The following is a 22591-nucleotide window of genomic DNA, read 5'->3' as shown; positions in this document are numbered from 1 at the left end:
AAAAGGCCCCGGCACATCTGCAAGCCGGAGCCTTCATGCATTCCGTTACGCTGCTATTCCGGTGCGTTGCCGACGCGGGCTAATTGGTCCCCACGTACATGTTGCCATACGGCCTGTGCGAGAAGGGGCGTATCTTCACGAACGGCTCGGACAGGATGGCTGCGGCCAGCGCCTCGGCGTCAACAGGGGCGGCTTGCCCTGCCGCTTCGCTTCCGCCTGCCGCGCCCCCGGCCCCGAACTCGCCCGCGAATTCCGCCGCAAAGTCCGCCACGTGGCCGCGCAGGAAGTCCAGGTCCGCCTCGTCCACCGGCTCCATGGAAAGGCCCGGCCCAAGTTGGTATTCCGGCACCCTGCCGCGCAGGTAGATGACCCCGCCGTGCATGCCGGTGCCCAGATTGCGCCCGGTGATGGGCGCATCGGCCATGCCGGAATGCATGCCCAAAAGGATGATGGCCCCGCCCGCCATGTATTCGCCCAGAAAGTCGCCCGCCTTGCCGCCCACCACGATGACCGGCACGCGATCCATGTAGGCCTTCATGTGAATGCCCACGCGGTACCCCACGTCGCCGCGCACCAGAATGCGCCCGTCGCGCATGGCATAGCCCAGCACGTCGCCCGCCATGCCGTGGATAACGATGCGCCCGCCGTCCATGGTGTTGCCCACGCCGTCCTGCGCGTTGCCGTACACGTGGATGACCGGCCCGCGCATGAACGCGCCCAGGTCCTGCCCCGGCACGCCGCGCACGGTGAAGCGCACGTCGCCCTCCACGGCGGTGGCGATGTAGCGCTGCCCGCGCACCTGCACCACCTCTATGTCGGTAACGCCATGCTCCAGCGCGGCGCGGATGCGTTCATTGAGCTGGCGGTAGTACACCCCGGTGGCGTCGATGACGCACCGCTCGCCCTCGCGCTGCACGCAGAAGCCCTTTTCGTCGCACATCACGTCGGCGCTCATGCGGCACCCCCCTGCGGCAGGTAGTCGATGATCACGGGCTGGCCCGCCTTGGGCGCCCAGACCCGGTCAAGGTCGCGGCACACCTCGCGGATTGAGCTTTCCTCGCTGGACATGAACACCCGGTCGCCCTGTTCGGCCACCACCAGCGGGCGCAGCTTGACCCGGTCGTTGAGGCCCATCATGCCGTTGGAATCCGTCACCAGGATGGCGAAGGGGCCGTTGAGCAGGGCCGAGCCGTAGACCATGCGCAGGGCCTTGAAGGCCTCGCGCTCGGCCTCGGGCATGCGGTCCACCTCGTCCCAGAACGGCGGCGCGAACACCCAACTGGCCTCGCGCTTGGTCAGGCCGTGCTTGCGGATCAAAAGATCGATCAGATAGGCCACCACCTCGGTGTCGGTCATCAGGGTGCACTCGTAGCCGTGCTGGCACAGATAGCGCTTGTTGATGCCGTAGGACGAGATTTCGCCGTTGTGCACGATGGCCCAGTCCAGCAGGGTGAACGGGTGCGCCCCACCCCACCAGCCGGGCGTGTTGGTGGGAAAGCGGTTGTGCCCGGTCCACATGTGGGCATGGTATTCGTCCAGCCGGAAGAAATCGGCGATGTCCTCCGGAAAGCCCACGCCCTTGAAGGCCCCCATGTCCTTGCCGCTGGAAAACACGAACACGCCGGGCACCTTGGTGTTGATGTGCATCACCGTGCCCACCATGTAGTCGGCCTCGTCCCCGGTGGCCCAGGCGGGCCGGTTGGCCTTGGGCGTGACGAAGTAGCGCCAGACCACGGGCGGATTCTTCACGCTGGCCACCTTGCGGGTGGGGATGGGCTCGGAATGGCGGATGTCGTGGAACTGCTTGATGACGCCCTCGGCCCGTTCCAGCGCGTCGCGATCGTCGCACATCAGGTGGAAGGCATACCAGTCCGCCCGGTCCGGATAGATGCCGTAGGCCGCAAAGCCGCCGCCAAGGCCGTTGCCCCGGTCGTGCATGGTGCACATGGCCGCGATGGGCTCCGACCCCGGTATGAGCCGCCGCGCCCGGTCGATGACGCCGAACACGCCGCAGCCGGAAATATCCTTCTCGAAATGCCAGAAATCGCGTGGAGCCTGCATGGCTTCTCTCCGTGGTGTCCGGCCCTGCGGGCGGTGATTCCGCCGCTGCGGCCGGTGCGTGCATATTCCATCTTGCTGCCGGGTTACGCCAACTTGAAGCTTTTCTTTAACTCTTCACTACGCCACACCCGGCACAACCCCGGCGGGGCGCAGCGTGGGGCAGCGTCAGATCTTTGTCTTTACCCGCCCGGAGCAACCGCCACCCAGGGACAGGGATTTCGTTCTCCGGCAAGGAGGACGAGCCGTGGCGACGGGAGCGTACTCTTCTCGTACGTGACCGGGGACCACGGCGATGTCCGACGCAGCCGGAGGGCGAAAGACCGGACCGCTGGCCAAAAATCAAAGACCGGCGTGCTTGATGCCAAGAACGTTCAACTCCACCTCGTTCAGCCCCACGCCGCGCAGCTTGTCGCGGTTGCCGCGCAGGCTTTCGATGGAGTTCAGCCCCATGCCGCCCAGCATTTCCTGAATCTCGTGGCCCCAGGCCCGAACCAGGTTGACCATGCGCTGCGCGGCCACGTCCGGATTCTGGCGCTTCTTGAGCTGCGCCGCATTGGTGGCGATGCCCCACGGGCACTTGCCGGTGTAGCAGCGACCACACAGGGTGCAGCCCACGGCCACCAGCGCGGCGGTGCCGATGTACACGGCGTCGGCCCCCAGGGCGATGGCCTTTACCACGTCGGCACTGCACCGCAGGCCCCCGGCCACCACCAGCGAGGCATGGTTGCGGATGCCTTCGTCGCGCAGGCGGTTGTCCACCGAGGCCAAGGCCAGTTCGATGGGAATGCCCACGTTGTCGCGGATCATGGTGGGGGCAGCGCCCGTGCCGCCCCGGAACCCGTCGATGACCACGATGTCCGCCCCGGCGCGCACGATGCCGGAGGCAATGGCCGGGGCGTTGTGCACGGCGGCGATCTTCACGGCCACGGGCGCGCGGTAGCGGGTGGATTCCTTGATGGCGTAGATGAGCTGGAGCAGGTCTTCTATGGAGTAGATGTCGTGGTGCGGCGCGGGCGAGATGGCGTCGGACCCCTGCGGCACCATGCGGGTGCGCGAGACTTCCTCGTCGATCTTCTCGCCCGGCAGGTGCCCGCCTATGCCCGGCTTGGCGCCCTGCCCCACCTTGATTTCCACGGCGGCCCCGGCATTCAGGTAGTCCTTGTGCACGCCGAACCGGCCGGAAGCCACCTGCACGATGGTGTTGGCCCCGTACTGGTACAGGTCCGGGTGCAGGCCCCCTTCGCCGGTGTTGTAGCAGATGCCGAGCTGCGTGGCGGCGCGGGCCATGGCCACGTGCAGGTTGAAGTTAATGGCCCCGAACGACATGGCCGCGAACATGATGGGGTATTCCAGTTGCAGCTGCGGCGGCAGGGGCTGCTTCAGGCGCGGGCCTTCCGGGGTGTGGATGAAGTCCACGGCGTCGGGCTTGGCACCCAGAAAGGTGCGCAGTTCCATGGGCTCGCGCAGCGGGTCGATGGAGGGGTTGGTCACCTGGCTGGCGTCCAGCAGCATGTTGTCCCAGTAGATGGGCTTGGGCTGCGGGTTGCCCATGCCGGACAGCAGCACCCCACCGGTGTCGGCCTGCTTGAAGATGTGCTTGATGTACGTGGACGTCCACAGCGAGTTGTCGCGGAAATCCGACGGTTTCTTGCGGATGGTCAGGCAACTGGTGGGGCACATGGCCGCGCAACGGTGACAGCCCACGCAGCGGGCACTGTCGTGCACCACGAACTGGCGCGCCTCGTCCCAGAAGTGGGCCTCGTACGAACACTGGCGCACGCAGACTTCACAGTTGATGCACCGGGCGCGCTCGCGCTCGATGACGAAGTCGTTGAAATGCTGGCTGATGGGCTTCACATGCACGCTGGTAACCTCTGCTTGGCGAACCTGTGGAAAAACTGCCGTGAGCGGCGGACCGGCTCGCCCCCTGCATAGCATGTTTCCGCGTACCTGTCCGGTGTGCCCGGCGAAAGCAGGGAAAACCACACCATGGCGGATCATGCGACAGAAGGCCGGGGATGCGGCTGCGCATTCCCCCCGGTTCGTCCGGCATGGTCAAGATTTAACGATTCCGTGCAAAATCGTCAATCCCATCATCTAACCCAGTCAGGATTGACCAGCTGCACAGCTGAAACAGTGTAATTGTTGCAGAATATTAGCTTGTGAAATTCTGCCTTTTGGGAAAAACGACCAAAAACGCATAAAATAACATTTTTGTATCATCAAAATAGCCCGCGCACGAAGTCGCGCACCGCCCCGCTCACCCGGTCGCGGCACTCCATATGGGTGGTGATGACATGGTGCCCGGCGCGCCTGTCCGCGATGTCGAACAGTTTCAGGGTCACGTCGGGCGAGGCCACGTGGGCGGCGATGTGCAGGGCGTTGGAATAGTGCACCGTGGTATCGCCCCGCGCCTGCATGACCAGCAGCGGCGCCGTCACCCGGCCCAGCCCCCGGCGCACACCTGCGGCACCCACGATAAGGCTGTGCAACTGCGGCAGGGCCGTGGCGTCCTCGTAGCCGCGCCACGGGGCCACGGCGCGCGCGGCCTCGCTGCGCGGTGTGGCGGGCCACACCGGGCGCACATGGCGCAGCAACCCCACCAGCGGCAGCCGCCAATCCTTCATGCGCCACGGAATGATGCGGTACACGTACATGGGCGCAGCCAGGGCCACCACGCCCAGGGGTCGGAACACCTGGGCCAGGTGCAGGGCGATGGTTCCGCCCATGGACAGGCCCACGGGCACCACCGCGTCCACCTCGCGCTCCAGCGCGCGGTATTCGTCTTCCGCATGGGCCACCCAGTCGGCGAACACGGTGCGCCGGAAATCCTCGAACGAGGTATCGTGCCCCGGCAGACGGATGTTGCGCACCATGCAGCCCATTTCGCGCAGCGGCCCGGCCAGCGGTTCCATTTCAAAGGGCGCACCGGTAAATCCGTGCACCAGCAGACATCCCACGCGCATTTCCTGCTCCCTCATGCTCCCTGCACCTTGCCACACGGGCGCCGCACGCTTGCGACACGCCATGCCCTATATTAATGGAAAAGCCACTTGCCGGGACCGCAGGCACCGCAATATCCGCCCCACCCGCACGCTCGCCCTCGGCACACCACAAGGAGCCACCATGCCCCGCCCCTGCGACATCCTCATACAGGCCGCCTGCATCGTTACACAAGACGCCATGCGCACCGTCGTCGAGGACGGCGCGCTGGCTGTTGCCGACGGGACCGTGCTGGCCGTCGGCCCGCGCGAGGCCGTGGCCGCCGCGCACACCCCGACGCGGGTGCTGGACCTTGGCAACGCGCTGGTCATGCCCGGCCTTGTCAACGCGCACACCCACGCGGCCATGACCTTTCTGCGCGGCGTGGCCGACGACCTGCCGCTGATGGACTGGCTGACGCAGCACATCTTTCCCGTCGAAAGGCACCTTACCCCCGACATCGTGGAGGCGGGGGCACTGCTGGGTTGCGCCGAAATGCTGCGCACCGGCACCACCGCCTTCAACGACATGTACCTGATCCAGGACGCCACCTACCGCGCCGTGGACACGGCGGGTCTGCGCTGCCTGGGCGGCGAGGGCATCTTCGGCTTTCCCTCGCCCGCCTACCCGGACGCCGACGCGGGCCTGGCCCTGGTGCGCCAGCTGCACGAACGCTGGAAAGCCCATCCGCGCATCCGCCAGTGCGTCACCCCGCACGCAGTGTACACCACCTCGCCGGAACTGCTGCAACGCTGCCAGGCCCTGGCCGAGGAACTGGACCTGCCACTGCATATCCACCTGGCGGAAACCACGACGGAAACGGCCCAGTGCCAGCAGATGTTCGGCCAGCGCCCCGTGCCATACTGCCACGGCCTTGGCCTGCTGACCCCGCGCGCCACCGTGGCCCACGCCGTTGACGTGACGGATAAGGAAATCGACCTGCTGGCGGCCAGCGGCGTGGCTGTGGCCCACAATCCGGAAAGCAACATGAAGCTGGCCTCCGGCGCGGCCCCGGTGCCGCAGATGCTGGCGCGCGGCATTGCCGTGGGCATCGGAACCGACGGTGCCGCCAGCAACAACAGCCTGAACATGTTCACGGAAATGACCAGCTGCGCCATGCTGCACAAGCTGCGCGGCATGGACCCCACCTGCGCTCCGGCCCAGTCCGTGCTGGACATGGCCACCCTTGGCGGCGCGGCGGCCCTGCACTGGCCGGGCCTTGGCCAACTGGCCCCCGGCTGCCCGGCGGACCTGACCGCACTGGACCTTTCATCCCCCAACCTGCAACCCATGTACAACCCGGCCTCGCACCTGGTGTATGCCGCCACCGGGCACGAAGTGCGCCTGACCATGGTGGCGGGCGAGGTGCTGTACCAGGATGGCCGGTTCACCCGCTTCGACTACCCCGCCCTTGTGGCCCAGATGCGCGACGTGCGCCGCTGGGTGCTGGACAAGCTGGGAAGGTAGCCACTGCCGCCCGCCGGGGAGGGCGGGCGCTTGCCTCACAGGAGACACACATGCCCACTCGCTCGCTTTCGGCCATTTTCGCCCTGATGCTGCTCCTGACGCTGCTGTTGCCGCTTGCCGCCTGCGTTGGCCAGCAGGGGGGGCGCACCACCACCGTCGCGCCCGCAGGCGAATACGCCACCATCAATACGGCCCCGGCCATGGCGCTGATGAAACGCCTGCACTCCACGTCGGCGAGCACACGCGACGCGGCCATCCGGGAAGTGCTGGCAAAACCCCAGTCGGTGATGCCCACAGTGCTGTACGCCCTTTCCGCAGCCCTGTTCGCCAAAGGCGAAAAGGACGATGCCGCCTTCTGGTTCTATGCGGGGCAGTTGCGCGCCCGTTACGATGCCAACCGCTGCGCCGACGTCAGCGCCCGGCAGGCCGTGGCCGTGCTGAACCAGAACTACGGCCCGCCCATCAATCAATACGCCTTCCAGGACATCCCCAAGCTGAAAAAACTCATTCCCATGGTGGTGGAATGGGAAGAAAAGACCCCCCACGACTATGACCACCGCTGGATAAACCTGCACGGCATGGGCGCGATGATGCGCTCGTTCGGCGACGACAAAACGACGAAACCCCTGAGCCTGCCCGAAGCCGACTGGCCGCGCATCGGCATGGAAACCCGCGAGACGTACCTGCGCGGCTTCAACGAAGCCCTAGAGCAGATGGAAGCACGGGCCGCAGCAACGCCTGCCGCCCAACCCGCCGCCAACTGACGCCCCCACGAATTTCCTGTTGACAATCGGGGCGAACTGTATAATTGGAACCTGCTTTCTGAAAGAACAAACGCGCTTCGCGCGCGACGGAGGATTTCGAGATGAGCGCAACGAGCAACGTCCTTGCTGGTGCCACCAAGACGGCCGACGGCGTGGTGATGAACGGCATCACCCTCAAGCCCATCGTCGAACAGTGCGAAGGCTGTGAGCGCATTCGCCTTTTCGAGGAAGAAAAGTTCTGCGGCAGCTACCCCATGCCCGAACGCAAGTGGGTGGGCGGCAAGTGCAACTTTGCCACCCATATCAAGACCCAGGCCGCCGCGGCCGCCAAGGTCAACCCCCTCAAGGCGTCCAAGCGCGCCGCCAAGGGCCGTTAGCCTCTATTCCGACAGCACGGGAAAGGGCGCGGGCAACCTCGCCCTTTCTTTTTTTCTCCGCCGCGCAACCGGTTTCGGACATGCGTGGCGGGCCATTCTGACTCGGCGGCCGGGCCGCTTCGTGCGGTTGCGGGCGCCACGCGCCACGCGCACGGGGTTTGCCGCATGCCGCACCGCATCATTTCCGCCCTTGACGCCCGCCGCGACGCCGTCATCGAACTGCAACGCGAACTGACCAGCCGCCCGGCCCTGGGTCCGGAAAGCGGCGGCGACGGAGAGCGCGAAAAGGCCGACTGGCTGCTCGCCCATCTGCGCGCCATCGGGGTGACGGACATCGAGACCATCGACGCCCCCGACCCGCGCGTGCCCTGCGGACACCGCCCCAACATCATCGCCCGTGTGCCCGGCGCCTCGCCGCGCACGGTATGGGTGCTGGCCCACATGGACGTGGTGCCCCCCGGCGACCCGGCCCTGTGGGACGGCGACCCGTGGACCCTGCGCGTGGACGGCGACGTGCTGTTCGGCCGTGGCGTGGAGGACAACCAGCAGGCCATCGTTTCCGGCCTGCTGGTGGCCCGCGAACTGCTGGAACAGGGCGTCACCCCGCCCCTGTCGCTGGGCCTGGCCTTCGTGGCCGACGAAGAAACCGGCAACGCGCGCGGCATGGCCCACGTGGCCGCCGTGCGGCCCGACCTGTTCCGGCCCGACGACTTCATCGTGGTGCCCGACTTCGGCGACAGCGACGGCACCATGATCGAGGTGGCGGAAAAGAGCATGCTCTGGCTGCGCATCGCCGTCACCGGCAAGCAGTGCCACGCCTCCACCCCCGACGAAGGGGTGAACTCCCTTTCGGGTGCCGCCGCGCTCATCCTGCGCGTCCGCCACCTGAACCAGCGCTTTCCCGACGCGGATCCGCTGTTCAACCCGGCCACCTCCACCTTCGTGCCCACCAAGAAAGAAGCCAACGTGCCCAACGTGAACACCGTGCCCGGATCGGACGTGTTCTACGTGGACTGCCGCGTGCTGCCCCGCTACGATCTGGACGACGTGGTGGCCGCGCTGCGCGAACTGGCCGACGAGGTGGAACGGGAGCACGGCGTGACCATCGCCATTTCACAGGTCCTGCGCGAGCAGGCCGCACCGCCCACCAGTCCCGACGCGGAAGTGGTCACCCGGCTGCGCGCGGCCATCAGGGACGTGTACGGCGTCACCGCGCGGCCCGCGGGCATCGGCGGGGGCACCGTGGCTGCCATCGTGCGGCGCATGGGGCTTTCCGCCGCCGTATGGTCCAAGCTTGTGCCCAACGCCCACGTGCCCAACGAGGCCACGCGCGTGTCGTGCAACATCGGCGACGCCAAGGTCATCGCCACCATGCTGTTCGAGGGCGGGAAATAGCCGGGTATCCGGCTGCGCCAACCCTTCGCACCCCACACCACGGTACCGCACATGTCCGCACCCCTCATGCCGCGCAAGGCCCCGTTTCCCGCCATCTTCGACTGCATCGTGGTCGGCGCCGGGCATGCCGGGTGCGAGGCGGCCATGGCCAGCGCGCGCCTGGGCCACCCCACCCTGCTGCTGACCAGCAACGCCGACCGCATCGGCCATCTGTCCTGCAACCCGGCCATCGGCGGGCTTGCCAAGGGGCACATGGTCAAGGAAATCGACGCGCTGGGCGGCATGATGGGACTGTGGGCCGACGAGGCGGGCATCCAGTTCCGCACCCTGAACGTCAGCAAGGGGCCCGCCGTACGGGCCACCCGCGCCCAGATCGACCGCGATGCCTACCTGCACGCGGTGCGGCGCGACGTCTTCGCGCAGGACAATCTGTGGGTCTGGCAGGACACGGCGGAAGCCATCCTGGCCGCAAATGGCCGCGCCACCGGGGTGCGCACCGGCCTCGGGCAGGAATTTTGCGCCCGCACGGTGCTGCTGACCACCGGCACCTTCCTGTGCGGGCTGATCCACGTGGGCCTCACCAACTTTCCCGGTGGCCGCCTTGGCGATGCCCCGGCTGTCGGGCTTTCCGCCTCGCTACGCGCCCATGGGCTTGAACTGGGCCGCCTGAAAACCGGCACCACCCCGCGCCTGTTGCGGGCCAGCATCGATTTTTCGGTCATGGAAGAACAGCCCGGCGATACGCCGCCGCGCCCGTTCAGCTTTCGCGGCCCCGGCGTGCGCCTGCCGCAGGTGCCCTGTTACATGACCTGGACCAACGAACGTACCCACGCCGCCATCCGCGCGGGGTTCGACCGTTCGCCCATGTTCACGGGTGTCATCACCGGCACCGGGGCGCGCTACTGCCCGTCCATAGAGGACAAGGTGGCCCGCTTCCCCGACCGGGAGCGGCATCAGATATTCGTCGAGCCGGAAGGGCTGTCCAGCCCGGAATGCTACCCCAACGGCATTCCCACCAGCCTGCCGCTGGACGTGCAGAAGGCCATGATCGCCACCATTCCGGGGCTGGAAAACGCCCAGATCGTGCGCCCCGGCTACGCCATAGAATACGACTACGCCGATCCCATCCAACTGCACCCCACGCTGGAAGCCAAGACGCTGCCGGGCCTGTACCTGGCTGGGCAGATCAACGGCACCTCCGGCTACGAAGAGGCGGCGGCGCAGGGCCTGTGGGCAGCGCTGAACGCCTCGTGCGCGCTGCGCGGGCTGCCCCCGTTCCTGCCGGGGCGCGATGCGGCGTACATGGCCGTGCTGGTGGACGACCTGGTCACCAAGGGCACGCGCGAACCCTACCGCATGTTCACCTCGCGCGCGGAGCACCGCCTGCTGCTGCGCGAGAACAACGCCGACGCCCGGCTGACCCCGCTTGGCCGCGACCTCGGCCTTGTGGACGACGGGCACTGGGCCGTGTTCCGCACCCGGCACGACGCACTGGCCGACCTGATGACCCGGCTGGAGCAGCACAGGGTGACGCCCGACGCCGCCACCCGCGCCATCTTCGCCGACCTTGGCGAGGCGGTACCCACCCGTGCGGTGTCGCTGGCCGAGTTGCTGCGCCGCCCCACCATGTCGCTGGAGCGGCTGCGCGCCTTCTGGCCGGAAGCCACGGACCACGCGCCGGAAGTGCGCGAAGAGGCGGAAACCATCATCCGCTACTCCGGCTATCTTGCCCGGCAGGAAGAACTGGTGGAGCGCGCCGCCCGGCAGGAATCCCAGCCCCTGCCGGAAGGCCTGGACTACGCGGCTGTGGCCGGGCTTACCCGCGAGATCGTGGAAAAGCTGACCCGCGTCCAGCCGCGCACCATGGGACAGGCCGCGCGTATTTCCGGGGTGACCCCGGCTGCGCTGACCTGCATTGAAATTCATCTGCGCAAGCTGGAGCGGAAACAGGCAGGTTCGGTCGGGTAAACCGGTTCCCCCAACTCAACCAGTCCCGCCAGCGCCCCCCTTTCCCCAATTCCGCCAGTTTGGTCAATTCGACCCATTCGACCAGGCCAGCCCGTTCTGCCAGTTCTGCCAGTTCAGCCAGTTCTGCCAGTTCAGCCAGTTCAACAGATTCCCCCCGCGCAGTCCGTCACGAAGGCCTTCTCGCTCCCGTCCCCCCCACGGCTACCTTCAAGCTCTAACGTCCCGCCTGTTGCGACAGGTGGCGTTTGCGGCTACCGTCCAGAGAGCGTCCGTCCGGCTGCACCCAGCCTGCCGCCCGATCTTCGGCGTACCTCAACTGTCCGGGGCACCATCATGAGCAGCGCCGCACCGTTCCCGTGGAACCTCAGCGTCTCCGGCCTCACCGATTCCACCGCCCTCGCCGATCTCCTTGCCTTCGTCGCCCATGCCCGCGCCGCTGTCGACGCCCTTTTCCTGCCCCCCCCCAGGGCGGCCAGCTTTCTGGCGGAAATATCCCGCCACTTCGGCGAGCATCAGACTGATTTCACCCTGGTACGCGAATTCGTGCTCATCGTGGCCGCCGTGGCCGCCCTGCTGGCCGCCGGGCTGCTGGTGGGCGGACTGCGCCAGCGCCGCCAGCGCTACACCCCCGAAGGCTGGGTCAACGACCCGCACGTGATCCGCGAGTTGTTCGACGCCGCCATCCTGCAACGGGGCCGCTTCGAGATGCAGTTCCACGGTCCCACGGGGCGCCGTTCCACCTACTGCACGGCCGTGTCCGTCACCCGTTCCGCCCTGACCCTGGAATGCTCGCTGCTGCGCACCGTGCCGGAATCGTGGAAGGGACGCGAGGTGGACTGCTACTTCCGCACCCAGCAGAAGCGCATGCAGGTGTACTATCAGTTCACCTCAAAGATCACCGGCGCGCACCACGCGCCCTCCGCCGACCGCAACGCCCCCCGCGGCCCGCACGCCGCCGACGCGGTATGGCTGGTGGACCTGGCCCTGCCGGAAAAGCTGGAACGACGGCAGAAGCGCGCCTTCCTGCGGCTGGACGTGCCGCGCCACCTGGTGCTGGGCCTGGCCGTGTGGCCCATGGGCGGGGATACCCCGGCCCCTGCCGACGGTCGCCGCCTGGGCATGCCCCTGCTGGCCCTGCCCGACGCCACCAGCCTGAATAGCTTCACCGCGCACGGCGCGCCCTGCCCGATCGATGCGCCCACCCCGCACGATACAGGAACCGCCCCGGACGAAGCGCCCATGCCCGGACGAAGCGCCCATGCCCCCGCCGATACCTGCGGCGGGTCGCTGCCGCATGACGACAGCTTCGCGCCGCTCTTTCCGGACATCAGCCGCGCCTTGCCCGTGGCCCTGCTGAACCTTTCCGGCGGCGGGCTGCGCCTGCTGGTGCCCCGCGCCACGTCCCGTTCCGCCACGGCGCGGGGCATGAACCTGGACATCGGCGGGCGCCTCGTCGCCCTGCTGGAACTATACGACCCCCAGCACGACCGCAGCCTGGGCTTCTGGCTGCACTGCCGCATCCAGAACCGCTTCGTGGCCTTTGAAACGCGCGACGTGGAACTGGGCCTTCAGGTACTGGCCTGGGGCCAGCCCCGCGACAACGCCCCCCACATGGCCGACTGGAAACCCCTGTCCGACGAGGGCGAGGTGGAACCCCTCGGCAACTGGGTGATCCGCCGCCACCTTGAGCTTTACAGGGAAAGCGGGAGCGATGTAGTGTGAGCGCGAGCCGCAAGCGCCCGTACCCGCTGGCAACCCCGGCCTGACTCCCGCATGCCCCGCGCATCCGGTCCCGGACCGGCCCGAGATGCACGGCCAGACAGGCCCCGGCCAGCCGGGGGTACCCGCGCGCGACGGCACCCCCGCCAGCCGCCGGTGGCGAATACCGCCCCGCCCCACGGCGACGTCACCACAACACAGGAGCCCCCCTTGGACGGAGAATCGGGCAGTCCCATCTGGTCGCGCATCACGCGGCTGTTCCAGAACCGCACCGGCGACTCGGTGGAGCAGGCCATCATCGAAGCCCGCGAAGACGGCGAACTGGACGCCGACGAAGGCTCGATGCTGTTGAACATCCTGAGCCTCGACGACACGCAGGTCCAGGACATCATGACCCCCCGCACGGACATCGACTGCGTGGAAGTGGACAACTCCCTCGGAGAGGTCATCGAGCGCATCGTCGCCTCTGGTCATTCCCGCATCCCCATCTACCGCGACAACCGCGACAACATCGTGGGCGTGGTCTACGCCAAGGACCTGCTGCGCTGCTTCGTCGATCCCACCGGGTGCGCAACACCGGTGGCCGAGCTGATGCGCGAGCCGTACTTCGTGCCGGAGACCAAGAACGTCTACGAACTTCTCCAGGAATTTCGCGGTCGCAAGAACCACATGGCCATCGTGCTCGACGAGTACGGCGGCACGTCCGGCCTCGTGACCATCGAGGACGTGCTGGAACTCATCGTGGGCGACATCGAGGACGAACACGACGCCCCGCGCGACGAGGACATCGTGGTCCTGGACGGTGAAAACTACCAGCTTTCCGGGCGCGCCCTGCTGGAAGACCTGGAAGAGCTGGGCATCAGCCTGGACTCGGACGAGGTGGACACCATCGGCGGCTATCTCAGCATGCTGGCGGGCCACGTGCCCCAGGCGGGCGAGACGTTCGACCTTGCCGGACGCCGCTTCGAGGTGGCCGAGGCCGACGCCAAGCAGATCCGTACCGTGCGCGTGGGGCCGCTGGACGCAGCCTGACGGGCGGGCAGCCTGCCCTCTGCGCGGGGCCGAGGGTCTGATGGGTGATGCGCACCGCACGGCCCCTGCCGCTGCATGCGGGCACGCGGCACGCCCATGGACAATTCGGCCACTCCGGAGAATTCGGCCAATCAGGCCAGTTCCGCGCACCATGCACCCCACGCCAGCATGCCCCCGCATGCTGGCCGATGCGTGTGCCGTTGCCCTGCCCCACGTCCCCGCATCACCGTTCCCGGTCTAAAAATCCGTGCGCAGGCCGCTCCCCGCGCGGTTTCCTGCAACGCATCCGTAACCTTGCAGCACTTGACTTTTCCCCCAGCGGGGGTTTCACCTCCTCGCATGCGCAACGCACTCTGCATCCTTCTCGGCGCCCTTGGGTTGTGGCTGGGCTTTCCCAACCCTCTGGCCCAACTGCCGCTGCTCGCCCTTGCCTATCCCCTCGCCCTGCTGCTGCTGGGCCTTGGCGCACCGGGCCGGTGGCCCGCCTTTCGCCTGGGCTGGCTTACCGGCATCGTCGGCGCCTCGGCCTGCCTGTACTGGCTGGCCCTGCCCGTGCATGAATATGGCCAGTTGCCATGGGTGCTGGCCGTGCCCTGCGCCGTGGCCATCGGCGCCTACGTGGGCCTGTACGGTGGGCTGTTCTGCCTTGCCGTGCACCTGACGCGCGACCGGCTGGGCCCGTTCCGACGCGGATTGTTCCTGGGCTGCGTGTGGCTGCTGCTGGAAGTGCTGCGCGGGGTGTTCCTGACCGGCTTTCCGTGGCTTACCCTGTCCGCCGCCTTCGTTCCGTGGCCGGTAGCCATCCAGGGCGTTTCGCTGGTGGGTGCCTATGGCCTGTCCGGCCTGCTGGTGGCCGTGGTATGCTGGACCATGGGCGCCATCGCCCCGGAATGCGGTCCCCGCTGCCCCGGCGTGCGGCGCTCCGTGTCCCCCGCGTCCCTGGCCCAGACCCTGGCTTGCGCGCTGGGGGCATCGCTGGTGGCCTTCGGGCTGGTGGGGCATGGCGCCTACATCCTGTCGCGCGGCCTGCCCAAGGATGGCGAATCGTTCCGGGTGGCGCTGGTGCAGGGCAACATCGACCAGGACCAGAAATGGGAGGCGGCCTTCCAGCGCTCCACCGTGGACCGCTACCTTGCCCTGAGCAAGGATGCCGTCAGCGCCGGGCACCCCGCCCTGATCGTGTGGCCAGAAACGGCCATGCCTTTCTACTTTCAGGAGCACAAGGAATTCGGCCCGGCCATCCGCGCCTTTGCCGCCGCCAACCGCACCCCGGTGCTGGTGGGCACGCCCGGCTATGTCAACGCGCCGGTAAAGCGGGGCTTTCTGCTGTACAACCGGGCCATGCTGGTGGACGAAAACGGCGGCGACGCCGGGCACTACGACAAGGAACACCTTGTTCCCTTCGGCGAATACGCCCCCCCCGGCCTGGACATGCCCTTTCTGGAAACCCTGATGCAGGGCGTGGGCGATTTCACACCTGGCGCGTACGTGGCCCCGCTACGGCTTGGCAACCTTGCGCTGGGCATGCTCATTTGCTATGAAACCATTTTTCCGGAACTGGCGCAGCAACGCGTTGCCGACGGCGCCAACGTTCTGGTGAACATCAGCAACGACGCGTGGTTCGGCACCACTTCGGCCCCGGAACAGCACCTGCAACTGTCGGTGCTGCGAGCCGTGGAACAGGGCCGCTACGTACTGCGCGGCACCAATACCGGCATTTCCGCCCTCATCGACCCGCACGGGCGCATCGCCGAACGCGGCGGCCTGTTCCGGGCAGAAGTTATCAGCGGCATGGCCACGGCCCGCACGGAAGCCACCGTGTTCCACCGGATACACCATCTGGTATGGCCCGTGGCCCTCGTGCTGGCCTTCCTTGCGTTGCTGTGGCCAGCACGCCGCCGCCCCTAGAACACGCCCCACGCACAACCCCGCAAACAGACACACCATCCACATGCTTCAGCTTGCCGAACTGCGCGCGCGCAGCGCCGCCCTCATCGACCAGTACGCCTCGCTCTGGGGGCGTCTTTGACCTTGCGGGCAACCGCAACCGCCTCGACGAAATCGAGCGCCAGCTTTCCAGCCCCGACGCCTGGAACAACCCCGAACGACTCACCCCGGTCTTGCAGGAAAAAAGCCAGCTTGAAGGCGAGATAACACGCCTTGAGCGGCTGGAAACCTGCCGCCGCGACGTCACCGAATGGCTGACCTTGGCCGAGGAGGAAGAGGCGGCGGGCGAACCGGGGCAGGAGGCCCTGGAATCGCTGGCCGACCAGGTGGCCGCGCTGGAAACCCTGTTGCAGGAGACGGAGATGAACATGCTCCTCTCCGGCAAGGAAGACCGCTTGCCCGCCATCGTGGAAATCCACCCCGGCGCGGGCGGCACCGAAGCCCAGGACTGGGCCGAGATGCTGGTGCGCATGTACCTGCGCTGGGCAGACACCCATGACATGAAGGCGGAATACCTGGACTACTTGGCGGGCGACGAGGCGGGCGTGAAAAGCGTCACCCTGCGCATGGCCGGGGCCAACGCCTACGGCCTGCTCAAGGGCGAAAAGGGCATCCATCGGCTTATCCGCATTTCGCCGTTCGATTCATCCGGCCGTCGGCACACCTCGTTCGCCTCGGTGGACGTGATTCCCGACGTGGGCCAGGAAATCACCGTGGACATGAAGGAAACGGACCTGCGCATCGACATCTTCCGTTCCAGCGGTCCCGGCGGCCAGAGCGTGAACACCACCAGTTCCGCCGTGCGCATCACCCACCTGCCCACGGGCATTACCGCCCAGTGCCAGAACGAAAAGTCGCAGCACAGCAACCGCGACACGGCCATGCAGATCCTGCGGGCCCGCCTGTACGAACTGGAACTGCGCAAGCTGGAAGAAGAGAAAAAGGCCCAGTACGCGGGCAAGGACGCCATCGGCTTCGGCAGCCAGATCCGCACCTACACGCTGCAACCGTACCGCCTTGTGAAGGACCACCGCACCAATACGGAAATTGGCGACGTCGAGGCCGTGCTGGACGGCCGCATCGATCAGCTCCTGCGGGACTATCTGCTGTACCTCCATGGCCAGAAAACCAACTGACGCCGCCGACACTGGTCGTCCCGACAGGGCTGACAAGCCCGCCAGCGCGGACGCCCCCGGCAATTACGCCCAACTGCTGGGCGAACTGGACGCCCTGCGCCGTGCGCTGGCCGAAGAGGCCGCGCGCGCTGCGTCCGCTGGTTCGAACCCGGACAGTGTGCCCCCGGCCAGTTCCGGCCCGGACAATATGAATCCTGACGGCGAGGACCCTGCCAGCGGCCCCCTGCTGGCTGTGGCCCGCCTGTTTCCGGGCATGACCCGGCACCGCTGGCGGACCCTGGCTGATGAACACGGCCTGCGCCAGTGGTTTGCCATCGAACTGGACAAAAGCACCAACTTCAACCTGCGCGAACTGCAAAAGGCCGTGGAGGACCTGGCCCACCAGCGCGACCACGACCCCCTCACCGGCCTGATGAACCGCCGGGCCTTCCTGCGCCAGGTGGAACTGGAACTGCAACGGGTGCACCGGGGCGGCACGGAACTCTGCCTGGCCATGCTGGACCTGGACGACTTCAAGCGGGTCAACGACACCTGGGGCCACGCCTGCGGCGACCTTGTGCTGCGCCGCATGGCCGAACTGCTGCGCGACGCCACCCGCGCCTACGACGTCGCGGCCCGCATCGGCGGCGAGGAATTCGTCCTGCTGCTGCCGGGCGCCTCGCCCCTGCGTGCCCAGGCCCTGCTTGAGCGGCTGTTGCAGGACCTGCGCGACGAATCCTTCGAATGCCGTGACGAAACCTTCCGGATCAGTTTTTCGGCGGGCATCGCCGGGTGCAAGGGCGCCACGGTGTGCCGGGCCGAAGAACTGCTGGACCGGGCGGACAAGGCCCTGTACGAGGCCAAGGCCGCCGGCAAGGCCCGCGTGCGGGTGCACCGGCTGCCGGGCGTGCCCGACTACGACCGCTCGACCATGGTGCAGTCTGACGAGAAGCAGTTTCTTTTTTCGGGAAATGACGACTAGCCGGGGCTGATGCCCCGCGCCGCCGGGCCGCCACGGACGTCGGCGCCAACCATCGCCCCACGGCCCACCGGGCCTGATGCACGGACGAAACATGACGCAGAACACCACACTCAGTGTTTCCATACTCAGCGGCAAGGGGGGCGTGGGCAAGACCAACATCGCCCTCAACCTCGGCTATTGCCTGTACCGCGGCGGGCATCCCCTGCTGCTCATGGACTGCGACCTCGGACTGGCCAACCTGGACGTACTGCTGGGCATTGCCCCGGACAGGAACATGCAGGACCTTCTGGACAGCGACGCCGCCCCGCGCGACATCGCCGTGCCCATCGAGCAGGGCGGTTTCGACTTCCTGCCCGCCGCATCGGGCGTGCCCGAACTGGTGGAGATGGACGGCGACATGCGCGCCCTGCTGGTGCGCAAGCTGGAGCCGCTGTTCTCGCGCTACGACTTCCTGTTCCTGGACCTTGGCGCGGGTATCAACCCCACGGTGCTGGCCTTCGCTGCCATGACCCAGTTGCGCATCGTCATCGTGACGCCGGAACCCACCTCGCTCACCGACAGCTATGCGCTGATGAAGGTGCTTTCCACCCAGCACGGGGTGCGCGACTTCTTCGTCATCGTCAACCAGGCGGAATCGCGCAAGGAAGAGACGCAGACCTTCGAACGCCTGGCCGCAGCCTGCCGCAAGTTCCTGGACATCGAGCCACAATTCCTGGGCGGCGTGCGCCTGGACAAGGCCGTGCCGGACGCGGTGCGCAAGCAGAAGCCGCTGATGCGCGTTGCGCCGCAATCCCCCGCCGCGCAAGACCTTTTTTCCATCGCGGTAAAGCTGCAACGCATGCGCGCCGCACTGCTGCCGGAACTGGCCGACAGGCCCCCGTTGCGCGCACTTTCGGAAGAGGCATATTAACCCCTTGAAACCTTGACCATCTTCGGCCATAGTGCGTCCATTGTCTTTGGAATTGCCACGAAACCCTACCCTCCCCCTGTGGAAGGGCTGTCGTGACAAGACTTCAGCGCATCCGGCGGCAGGCACCACGCCACGTATCGAAGTTACCGGCCACGTCGGCCACGTCATCCGGGGCGAAACGAGCCGCCCCCACCGCACCGCCGCACCACGGAGGATTCCATGAACAAGAGCGAACTCATCAAGACGCTGTCCGAAGAGACGAACATCCCCATCGAGGAAGCCGCCATGGTCGTGAACACCTTCGTGGACAACATGAAGGAAGCGCTGACCGATGGTGACCGCGTGGAAATTCGCGGTTTCGGCAGCTTCAAGGTCAAGGACTACGGCGGCTACTCCGGTCGCAACCCTAAGACCGGCGACATGGTCGTCGTCCAGCCCAAACGCCTGCCCTTCTTCCGCGCCGGGAAGGAACTGAAAGAATTCCTCAACGATTAGGCGATGCCCTCGCAGCCATCGCCTGACGGCACGGCGGCACGGGCTCTCCGTGCCGCCGCCCCGACGCTTCGCCCGCATCCGCCCCTCCCTTTCCGCTTCACCCTGCCGCGTCCGAACGGGATGGCGGCGTGTCTGTGCCGTTTCCTGCTGGGCATGGCGCTGTGCGCCCTGCTGGCCGCATGCGCCGCGTCAGGCATGACCGGCCAATCCGGTCAATCCGGCCAGTCCGGCCAGTCCGGCCAGTCCGCACTGTCAGGCAATGTTGGTGGAACCCCGGCGGATACTGCCCGGCCAGCTTCCGCACAGGATACCGCATCCTCTGCCCCGGCAGGTGCCCAGACAGACGGGCATACCCCCACGGCGCCAGCCATGGCGCGTGATGGCCTGCCCACGGGCCTGCCCTTTGCCTCTGCCGGTGAGCCCCGCGTGCCCATGCCCGCGCAAGCGGCATCGCCTGCCGCCCCGAGCGGACTGGCGGACTATGCCCTGGTGGCCCCCCATGGGCAGGACGGGCCGAATGGACAGGACGACCCCGGCACCTCGGCGGCACAGGGCGGTTTCGGCGATGCGTCCGGCAGGCCGGTGCTGCGCATCCTGTATAACGCCAGCACCAAGGGGACGCTGCACCCCTGCCCCTCCTGAGGGGGCGGCACCTCTGGTGGGCTTGCCCGGCGGGCAGGCATGTTCAGACAGTGGCGGGGACAGGACGGCATTCCGACCCTGGTTTTGGCCGGTCCCGACGAATTTGCCCCGGATGCCGGAGAGGACGCGACAGGCCGCCTGGCTTCCATGACGCGCAAGGCCTACGACCTGCTGCGCGTGGACGACGGCTACCTTTCCGCCGCTGCCGCCGCCTGGTTCCGCGATCATGCGGGCGGCACGCCAACGGGTTTCCGCGAGGCGGGCGACCAGCCCGTCACCCGCCTGCACTCCGTGGCCGGGCAAGACGGTGACGAACGCACCGTGGCCGTGGTCTTCCTGCCCGCGCTGGCAAAACCGTGGGAAGACCCCACCCCTGCCATGGCCGCGCAGGCGGTGCAGGCAGGGCTTGCCGCGCGGACACGGGCTGACCTGGTCGTCGGCGTGGCCGGGTGGGGCGGACTGGGCGAGCGGCGCTACCTGGCGGAGCTTGGACAGGCCTTCCACATCCTGCTCGGCGGGGGCATCGGCACCGGCTTCGACGGGGTCGTGGACGGCGCGGCACCTTCGCTGCTATGGTCCCGGCCAGACATGCAGGGGCGAAGCGTCAACGTGGTGGACGTGCTGGCCTGGCCCCAGCGGATTCAGGGCCTCTCCCAGCCCCGGCACTGGATCGTGGGCATTGATATTTCCGTCCGGCAGGTTCCCCTGAAGGACGCCGTGGAGCCGGATCCAGCCGTCGAGGCGGTCGTCGGCACGGTTCCCGCCGCGTGGTAGGCAGCGCAACGCGCGCCCGCCGCGGTCCCGGCCAACACAAGGAGCACGCAGCATGAGCGGCAAGGCACGCACCGTACCCATCCACAAGCTGCATGGGTGCGGCAACGACTTCGTATTCATCGACAACCGGGCACTGGGCCTGCCCGTCGTGGCCATGCCCGACTGGGCCCGCTCCGTGTGCCGCCGCGCCTTCGGCGTGGGCGCCGACGGCCTCGTCTTTCTGGACGAGACGCCGAAAGGCCGCGAAGGCGACTACATCTGGCACTTCTACAACGCCGATGGCTCGCGCGCCGAAATGTGCGGCAACGCTTCGCGCTGCGCCGCGCTGCTGGCCGTGGAACTGGGTTTTGCCGGTCCGAAGCATGTCTTCGGCACCGATGCCGGGCTCATCCGCGCCGAGGCCGACGTGGCCGGCGGCATGGCCAAGGTGGAGCTGACCCCGCCGCGCGACCTGGCCCTGGGCATAGAACTGGACCTTGGCGAAGGCCGCGACATGGTGCACTTCGTGAACACCGGCGTGCCCCATGCCGTGGTATTCAAACGCGACGCCTCCGCCGTGGACGTACGTACCCTAGGCGCCGCGCTGCGCCGCCACGCGCACTTCGCGCCAGCGGGCACCAACGCCAACTTCGCGCAGGTCATCGACCGCAGGAACATCCATCTGCGCACCTTCGAACGCGGCGTGGAGGACGAAACCTACGCCTGCGGCACGGGGGCGGCGGCGGGCGCGTACATCGCGCATGCGCTGGGGCTTACGGAATCCACGGTGAATGTCAGGAGCTCCGGCGGCGAGATCCTTGGCATATCCATTGAAGGCGGCTCGGTGTTCCTTTCCGGCAAGGCCGTGCGCGTCTTCTCCGGCGAGATGTTCCTGGAAGGGCTGGGGCTGGCCCTGGCGTAATGCACCCGGCCCACCGGGCCCCCTTGCCGCTGCCGCGCGTTTCAGGCCGTGCGGTACCGGCAGGAGCGGCGGCCCACGGGCACGGCGTGTCGAAGGCCGGGGCAGCAGGTACCCGGCCCAAAGGAGGCAACATGCAGTTTCAAGGCGCTTTCACCGCTCTCGTCACGCCGTTCCGCAACGGCGAGGTGGACGAGGAACGCTATCGCGCGCTGGTCGAATGGCAGATAGAACAGGGCATCAACGGCCTTGTCCCCTGCGGCACCACCGGCGAATCGGCAACGCTCACCCATCAGGAACACAAGGACGTCATCCGCATCTGCGTCGAGCAGGTCAGGGGCCGCGTGCCCGTGCTGGCAGGCGCCGGTTCCAACAACACCCGCGAGGCGGTGGAGCTTACCCGCTACGCCAAGCAGGCCGGGGCCGACGGCGCGCTGCTGATCACCCCGTACTACAACAAGCCCACCCAGGAAGGGTTGTACCAGCACTTCAAGGCCATTGCCGCCGAAGTGCCCATGCCCTTCATCGTGTACAACGTGCCCAGCCGTACCGGCATCAACCTGTGCCCGGAAACCCTGGCCCGCATGAAGCGCGACATTCCCGAAGTCATCGGGGTCAAGGAAGCCACCGGCAACCTGATCCAGGTTTCGGAAATCATCGAATACTGCGGCGCCGACTTCCAGGTGCTGTCGGGCGACGACTTCACGGTGCTGCCCCTGCTGGCCGTGGGCGGCTGCGGGGTCATCTCGGTGAGTTCCAACGTGGTGCCCGCCAAGATGTCCGAGCTGTGCCGCGCCTTCTTCGCGGGCGACCTGGCCACCGCGCGCCGGGTGCATTACGAGATCGCGTCCATCAACCGCGCCATGTTCCTGGAAACAAATCCCATCCCGGTCAAGACGGCCCTGTCCATGATGGGCAAGATCGAGCTGGAGCTGCGTCTGCCCATGGTGCCGTTGCAGCCCGCCAACCAGTCGCGCCTGCGCGACATCCTGTCGGCGGCGGGCATCGTCTAGCCGCAGGGTGAGGGGACCGGCAACAGTCCCGCACATGAAGCATCAGGTCT

Annotated in this window: 18 protein-coding genes and 2 pseudogenes; 16 read left to right on the top strand and 4 right to left on the bottom strand. The window is 67.3% G+C overall.

Going from position 1 to position 22591, the window contains the following annotated elements; all coding sequences use genetic code 11:
* Nucleotides 1-79 precede the first annotated feature (79 nt).
* The 4 genes from ABWO17_RS10210 to ABWO17_RS10195 form a co-directional block, all read right to left on the bottom strand.
* Nucleotides 80-955 (bottom strand): GltB/FmdC/FwdC-like GXGXG domain-containing protein, encoded by an 876-nt coding sequence (locus ABWO17_RS10210; protein WP_353118161.1) that lies wholly within the window; start codon nucleotides 953-955, stop codon nucleotides 80-82.
* Nucleotides 952-2061 (bottom strand): class II glutamine amidotransferase, encoded by a 1110-nt coding sequence (locus ABWO17_RS10205; RefSeq protein WP_353118159.1) that lies wholly within the window; start codon nucleotides 2059-2061, stop codon nucleotides 952-954. Before ABWO17_RS10205 ends, ABWO17_RS10210 begins: the two co-directional genes overlap by 4 nt.
* 339 nt (nucleotides 2062-2400) lie before the next feature.
* Complete coding sequence (locus ABWO17_RS10200; protein WP_353118157.1) at nucleotides 2401-3924, bottom strand: glutamate synthase-related protein; 1524 nt, start codon at nucleotides 3922-3924, stop codon at nucleotides 2401-2403.
* 359 nt (nucleotides 3925-4283) lie between these two features.
* Nucleotides 4284-5042 (bottom strand): alpha/beta hydrolase, encoded by a 759-nt coding sequence (locus ABWO17_RS10195; protein WP_353118155.1) that lies wholly within the window; start codon nucleotides 5040-5042, stop codon nucleotides 4284-4286.
* Nucleotides 5043-5187: 145 nt separating this feature from the next.
* On the opposite strand from ABWO17_RS10195, the gene ABWO17_RS10190 reads away from it, so the two are divergent.
* The 16 genes and pseudogenes from ABWO17_RS10190 (at nucleotide 5188) to dapA (ending at nucleotide 22541) form a co-directional block, all read left to right on the top strand.
* Nucleotides 5188-6510: an amidohydrolase family protein gene (locus tag ABWO17_RS10190; RefSeq protein WP_353118154.1), complete on the top strand. Its 1323-nt coding sequence runs from the start codon at nucleotides 5188-5190 to the stop codon at nucleotides 6508-6510.
* A 50-nt stretch (nucleotides 6511-6560) separates the two neighbouring features.
* Nucleotides 6561-7274 carry a hypothetical protein gene (locus ABWO17_RS10185; RefSeq protein WP_353118152.1) on the top strand — a complete coding sequence of 238 codons (714 nt, stop codon included), beginning with the start codon at nucleotides 6561-6563 and terminating at the stop codon, nucleotides 7272-7274.
* Between the two features lie 101 nt (nucleotides 7275-7375).
* Nucleotides 7376-7651, top strand: a complete 276-nt coding sequence (locus ABWO17_RS10180; RefSeq protein ID WP_353118151.1) for a PxxKW family cysteine-rich protein — start codon at nucleotides 7376-7378, stop codon at nucleotides 7649-7651.
* 165 nt (nucleotides 7652-7816) lie between these two features.
* On the top strand, nucleotides 7817-9046 hold the full coding sequence (locus ABWO17_RS10175; RefSeq protein ID WP_353118149.1) for a M20 family metallo-hydrolase: 1230 nt from the start codon (nucleotides 7817-7819) through the stop codon (nucleotides 9044-9046).
* Nucleotides 9047-9112: 66 nt separating this feature from the next.
* A complete protein-coding gene (gene mnmG, locus ABWO17_RS10170; protein ID WP_353118236.1) occupies nucleotides 9113-11014 on the top strand; it encodes a tRNA uridine-5-carboxymethylaminomethyl(34) synthesis enzyme MnmG in 1902 nt (633 codons plus the stop codon).
* A 333-nt stretch (nucleotides 11015-11347) separates the two neighbouring features.
* Nucleotides 11348-12736: a hypothetical protein gene (locus ABWO17_RS10165; RefSeq protein WP_353118147.1), complete on the top strand. Its 1389-nt coding sequence runs from the start codon at nucleotides 11348-11350 to the stop codon at nucleotides 12734-12736.
* Nucleotides 12737-12943: 207 nt separating this feature from the next.
* Complete coding sequence (locus ABWO17_RS10160; protein WP_353118145.1) at nucleotides 12944-13765, top strand: hemolysin family protein; 822 nt, start codon at nucleotides 12944-12946, stop codon at nucleotides 13763-13765.
* A 339-nt stretch (nucleotides 13766-14104) separates the two neighbouring features.
* Entirely contained in the window at nucleotides 14105-15673 is a 1569-nt protein-coding gene (lnt, locus tag ABWO17_RS10155; RefSeq protein WP_353118143.1) for an apolipoprotein N-acyltransferase, read from the top strand.
* A 43-nt stretch (nucleotides 15674-15716) separates the two neighbouring features.
* Nucleotides 15717-16848, top strand: a protein-coding gene (gene prfB / locus ABWO17_RS10150; protein WP_353118142.1) for a peptide chain release factor 2 whose coding sequence is annotated in 2 segments (ribosomal slippage) — nucleotides 15717-15791 and nucleotides 15793-16848 — 1131 coding nt in all. Because the reading frame shifts where the segments join, the coding sequence is not laid out codon by codon here.
* Nucleotides 16829-17809 carry a GGDEF domain-containing protein gene (locus ABWO17_RS10145; RefSeq protein ID WP_353118140.1) on the top strand — a complete coding sequence of 327 codons (981 nt, stop codon included), beginning with the start codon at nucleotides 16829-16831 and terminating at the stop codon, nucleotides 17807-17809. Before prfB ends, ABWO17_RS10145 begins: the two co-directional genes overlap by 20 nt.
* Before the next feature lie 91 nt (nucleotides 17810-17900).
* On the top strand, nucleotides 17901-18719 hold the full coding sequence (locus ABWO17_RS10140) for a MinD/ParA family protein (RefSeq protein ID WP_353118138.1): 819 nt from the start codon (nucleotides 17901-17903) through the stop codon (nucleotides 18717-18719).
* 210 nt (nucleotides 18720-18929) lie between these two features.
* A pseudogene (locus ABWO17_RS10135) lies at nucleotides 18930-19214 on the top strand (HU family DNA-binding protein); the annotation flags it as partial.
* Nucleotides 19215-19334: 120 nt separating this feature from the next.
* Nucleotides 19335-19856 (top strand): hypothetical protein, encoded by a 522-nt coding sequence (locus ABWO17_RS10130; protein ID WP_353118136.1) that lies wholly within the window; start codon nucleotides 19335-19337, stop codon nucleotides 19854-19856.
* Nucleotides 19857-19868: 12 nt separating this feature from the next.
* Nucleotides 19869-20630, top strand: a pseudogene (locus ABWO17_RS10125) (UshA-like (seleno)protein family 2); the annotation flags it as partial.
* 52 nt (nucleotides 20631-20682) lie between these two features.
* On the top strand, nucleotides 20683-21531 hold the full coding sequence (gene dapF, locus ABWO17_RS10120; protein WP_353118133.1) for a diaminopimelate epimerase: 849 nt from the start codon (nucleotides 20683-20685) through the stop codon (nucleotides 21529-21531).
* 131 nt (nucleotides 21532-21662) lie between these two features.
* The gene (dapA, locus tag ABWO17_RS10115) at nucleotides 21663-22541 is read left to right on the top strand and encodes a 4-hydroxy-tetrahydrodipicolinate synthase (RefSeq protein ID WP_353118131.1); all 879 of its coding nucleotides are present in this window, start codon (nucleotides 21663-21665) and stop codon (nucleotides 22539-22541) included.
* Nucleotides 22542-22591: the final 50 nt, after the last annotated feature.

The organism is Nitratidesulfovibrio sp., assembly GCF_040373385.1.
Taxonomy (GTDB): domain Bacteria; phylum Desulfobacterota; class Desulfovibrionia; order Desulfovibrionales; family Desulfovibrionaceae; genus Cupidesulfovibrio.
Note: the sequence above shows the minus strand (reverse complement) of the source record. Positions and strands in the feature narration are given on the sequence as shown.

Excerpts from the sequence above, each read along its gene's own strand:
- ABWO17_RS10180 (WP_353118151.1), top strand. The coding sequence starts at position 7,376 with ATGAGCGCAACGAGCAACGTCCTTGCTGGTGCCACCAAGACGGCCGAC.
- ABWO17_RS10195 (WP_353118155.1), bottom strand. The coding sequence starts at position 5,042 with ATGAGGGAGCAGGAAATGCGCGTGGGATGTCTGCTGGTGCACGGATTT.
- ABWO17_RS10190 (WP_353118154.1), top strand. The coding sequence starts at position 5,188 with ATGCCCCGCCCCTGCGACATCCTCATACAGGCCGCCTGCATCGTTACA.
- mnmG (WP_353118236.1), top strand. The coding sequence starts at position 9,113 with ATGCCGCGCAAGGCCCCGTTTCCCGCCATCTTCGACTGCATCGTGGTC.
- lnt (WP_353118143.1), top strand. The coding sequence starts at position 14,105 with ATGCGCAACGCACTCTGCATCCTTCTCGGCGCCCTTGGGTTGTGGCTG.
- ABWO17_RS10210 (WP_353118161.1), bottom strand. The coding sequence starts at position 955 with ATGAGCGCCGACGTGATGTGCGACGAAAAGGGCTTCTGCGTGCAGCGC.
- ABWO17_RS10205 (WP_353118159.1), bottom strand. The coding sequence starts at position 2,061 with ATGCAGGCTCCACGCGATTTCTGGCATTTCGAGAAGGATATTTCCGGC.
- ABWO17_RS10165 (WP_353118147.1), top strand. The coding sequence starts at position 11,348 with ATGAGCAGCGCCGCACCGTTCCCGTGGAACCTCAGCGTCTCCGGCCTC.
- ABWO17_RS10140 (WP_353118138.1), top strand. The coding sequence starts at position 17,901 with ATGACGCAGAACACCACACTCAGTGTTTCCATACTCAGCGGCAAGGGG.
- ABWO17_RS10175 (WP_353118149.1), top strand. The coding sequence starts at position 7,817 with ATGCCGCACCGCATCATTTCCGCCCTTGACGCCCGCCGCGACGCCGTC.
- dapF (WP_353118133.1), top strand. The coding sequence starts at position 20,683 with ATGAGCGGCAAGGCACGCACCGTACCCATCCACAAGCTGCATGGGTGC.
- ABWO17_RS10130 (WP_353118136.1), top strand. The coding sequence starts at position 19,335 with ATGGCGGCGTGTCTGTGCCGTTTCCTGCTGGGCATGGCGCTGTGCGCC.
- ABWO17_RS10145 (WP_353118140.1), top strand. The coding sequence starts at position 16,829 with ATGGCCAGAAAACCAACTGACGCCGCCGACACTGGTCGTCCCGACAGG.
- ABWO17_RS10185 (WP_353118152.1), top strand. The coding sequence starts at position 6,561 with ATGCCCACTCGCTCGCTTTCGGCCATTTTCGCCCTGATGCTGCTCCTG.
- dapA (WP_353118131.1), top strand. The coding sequence starts at position 21,663 with ATGCAGTTTCAAGGCGCTTTCACCGCTCTCGTCACGCCGTTCCGCAAC.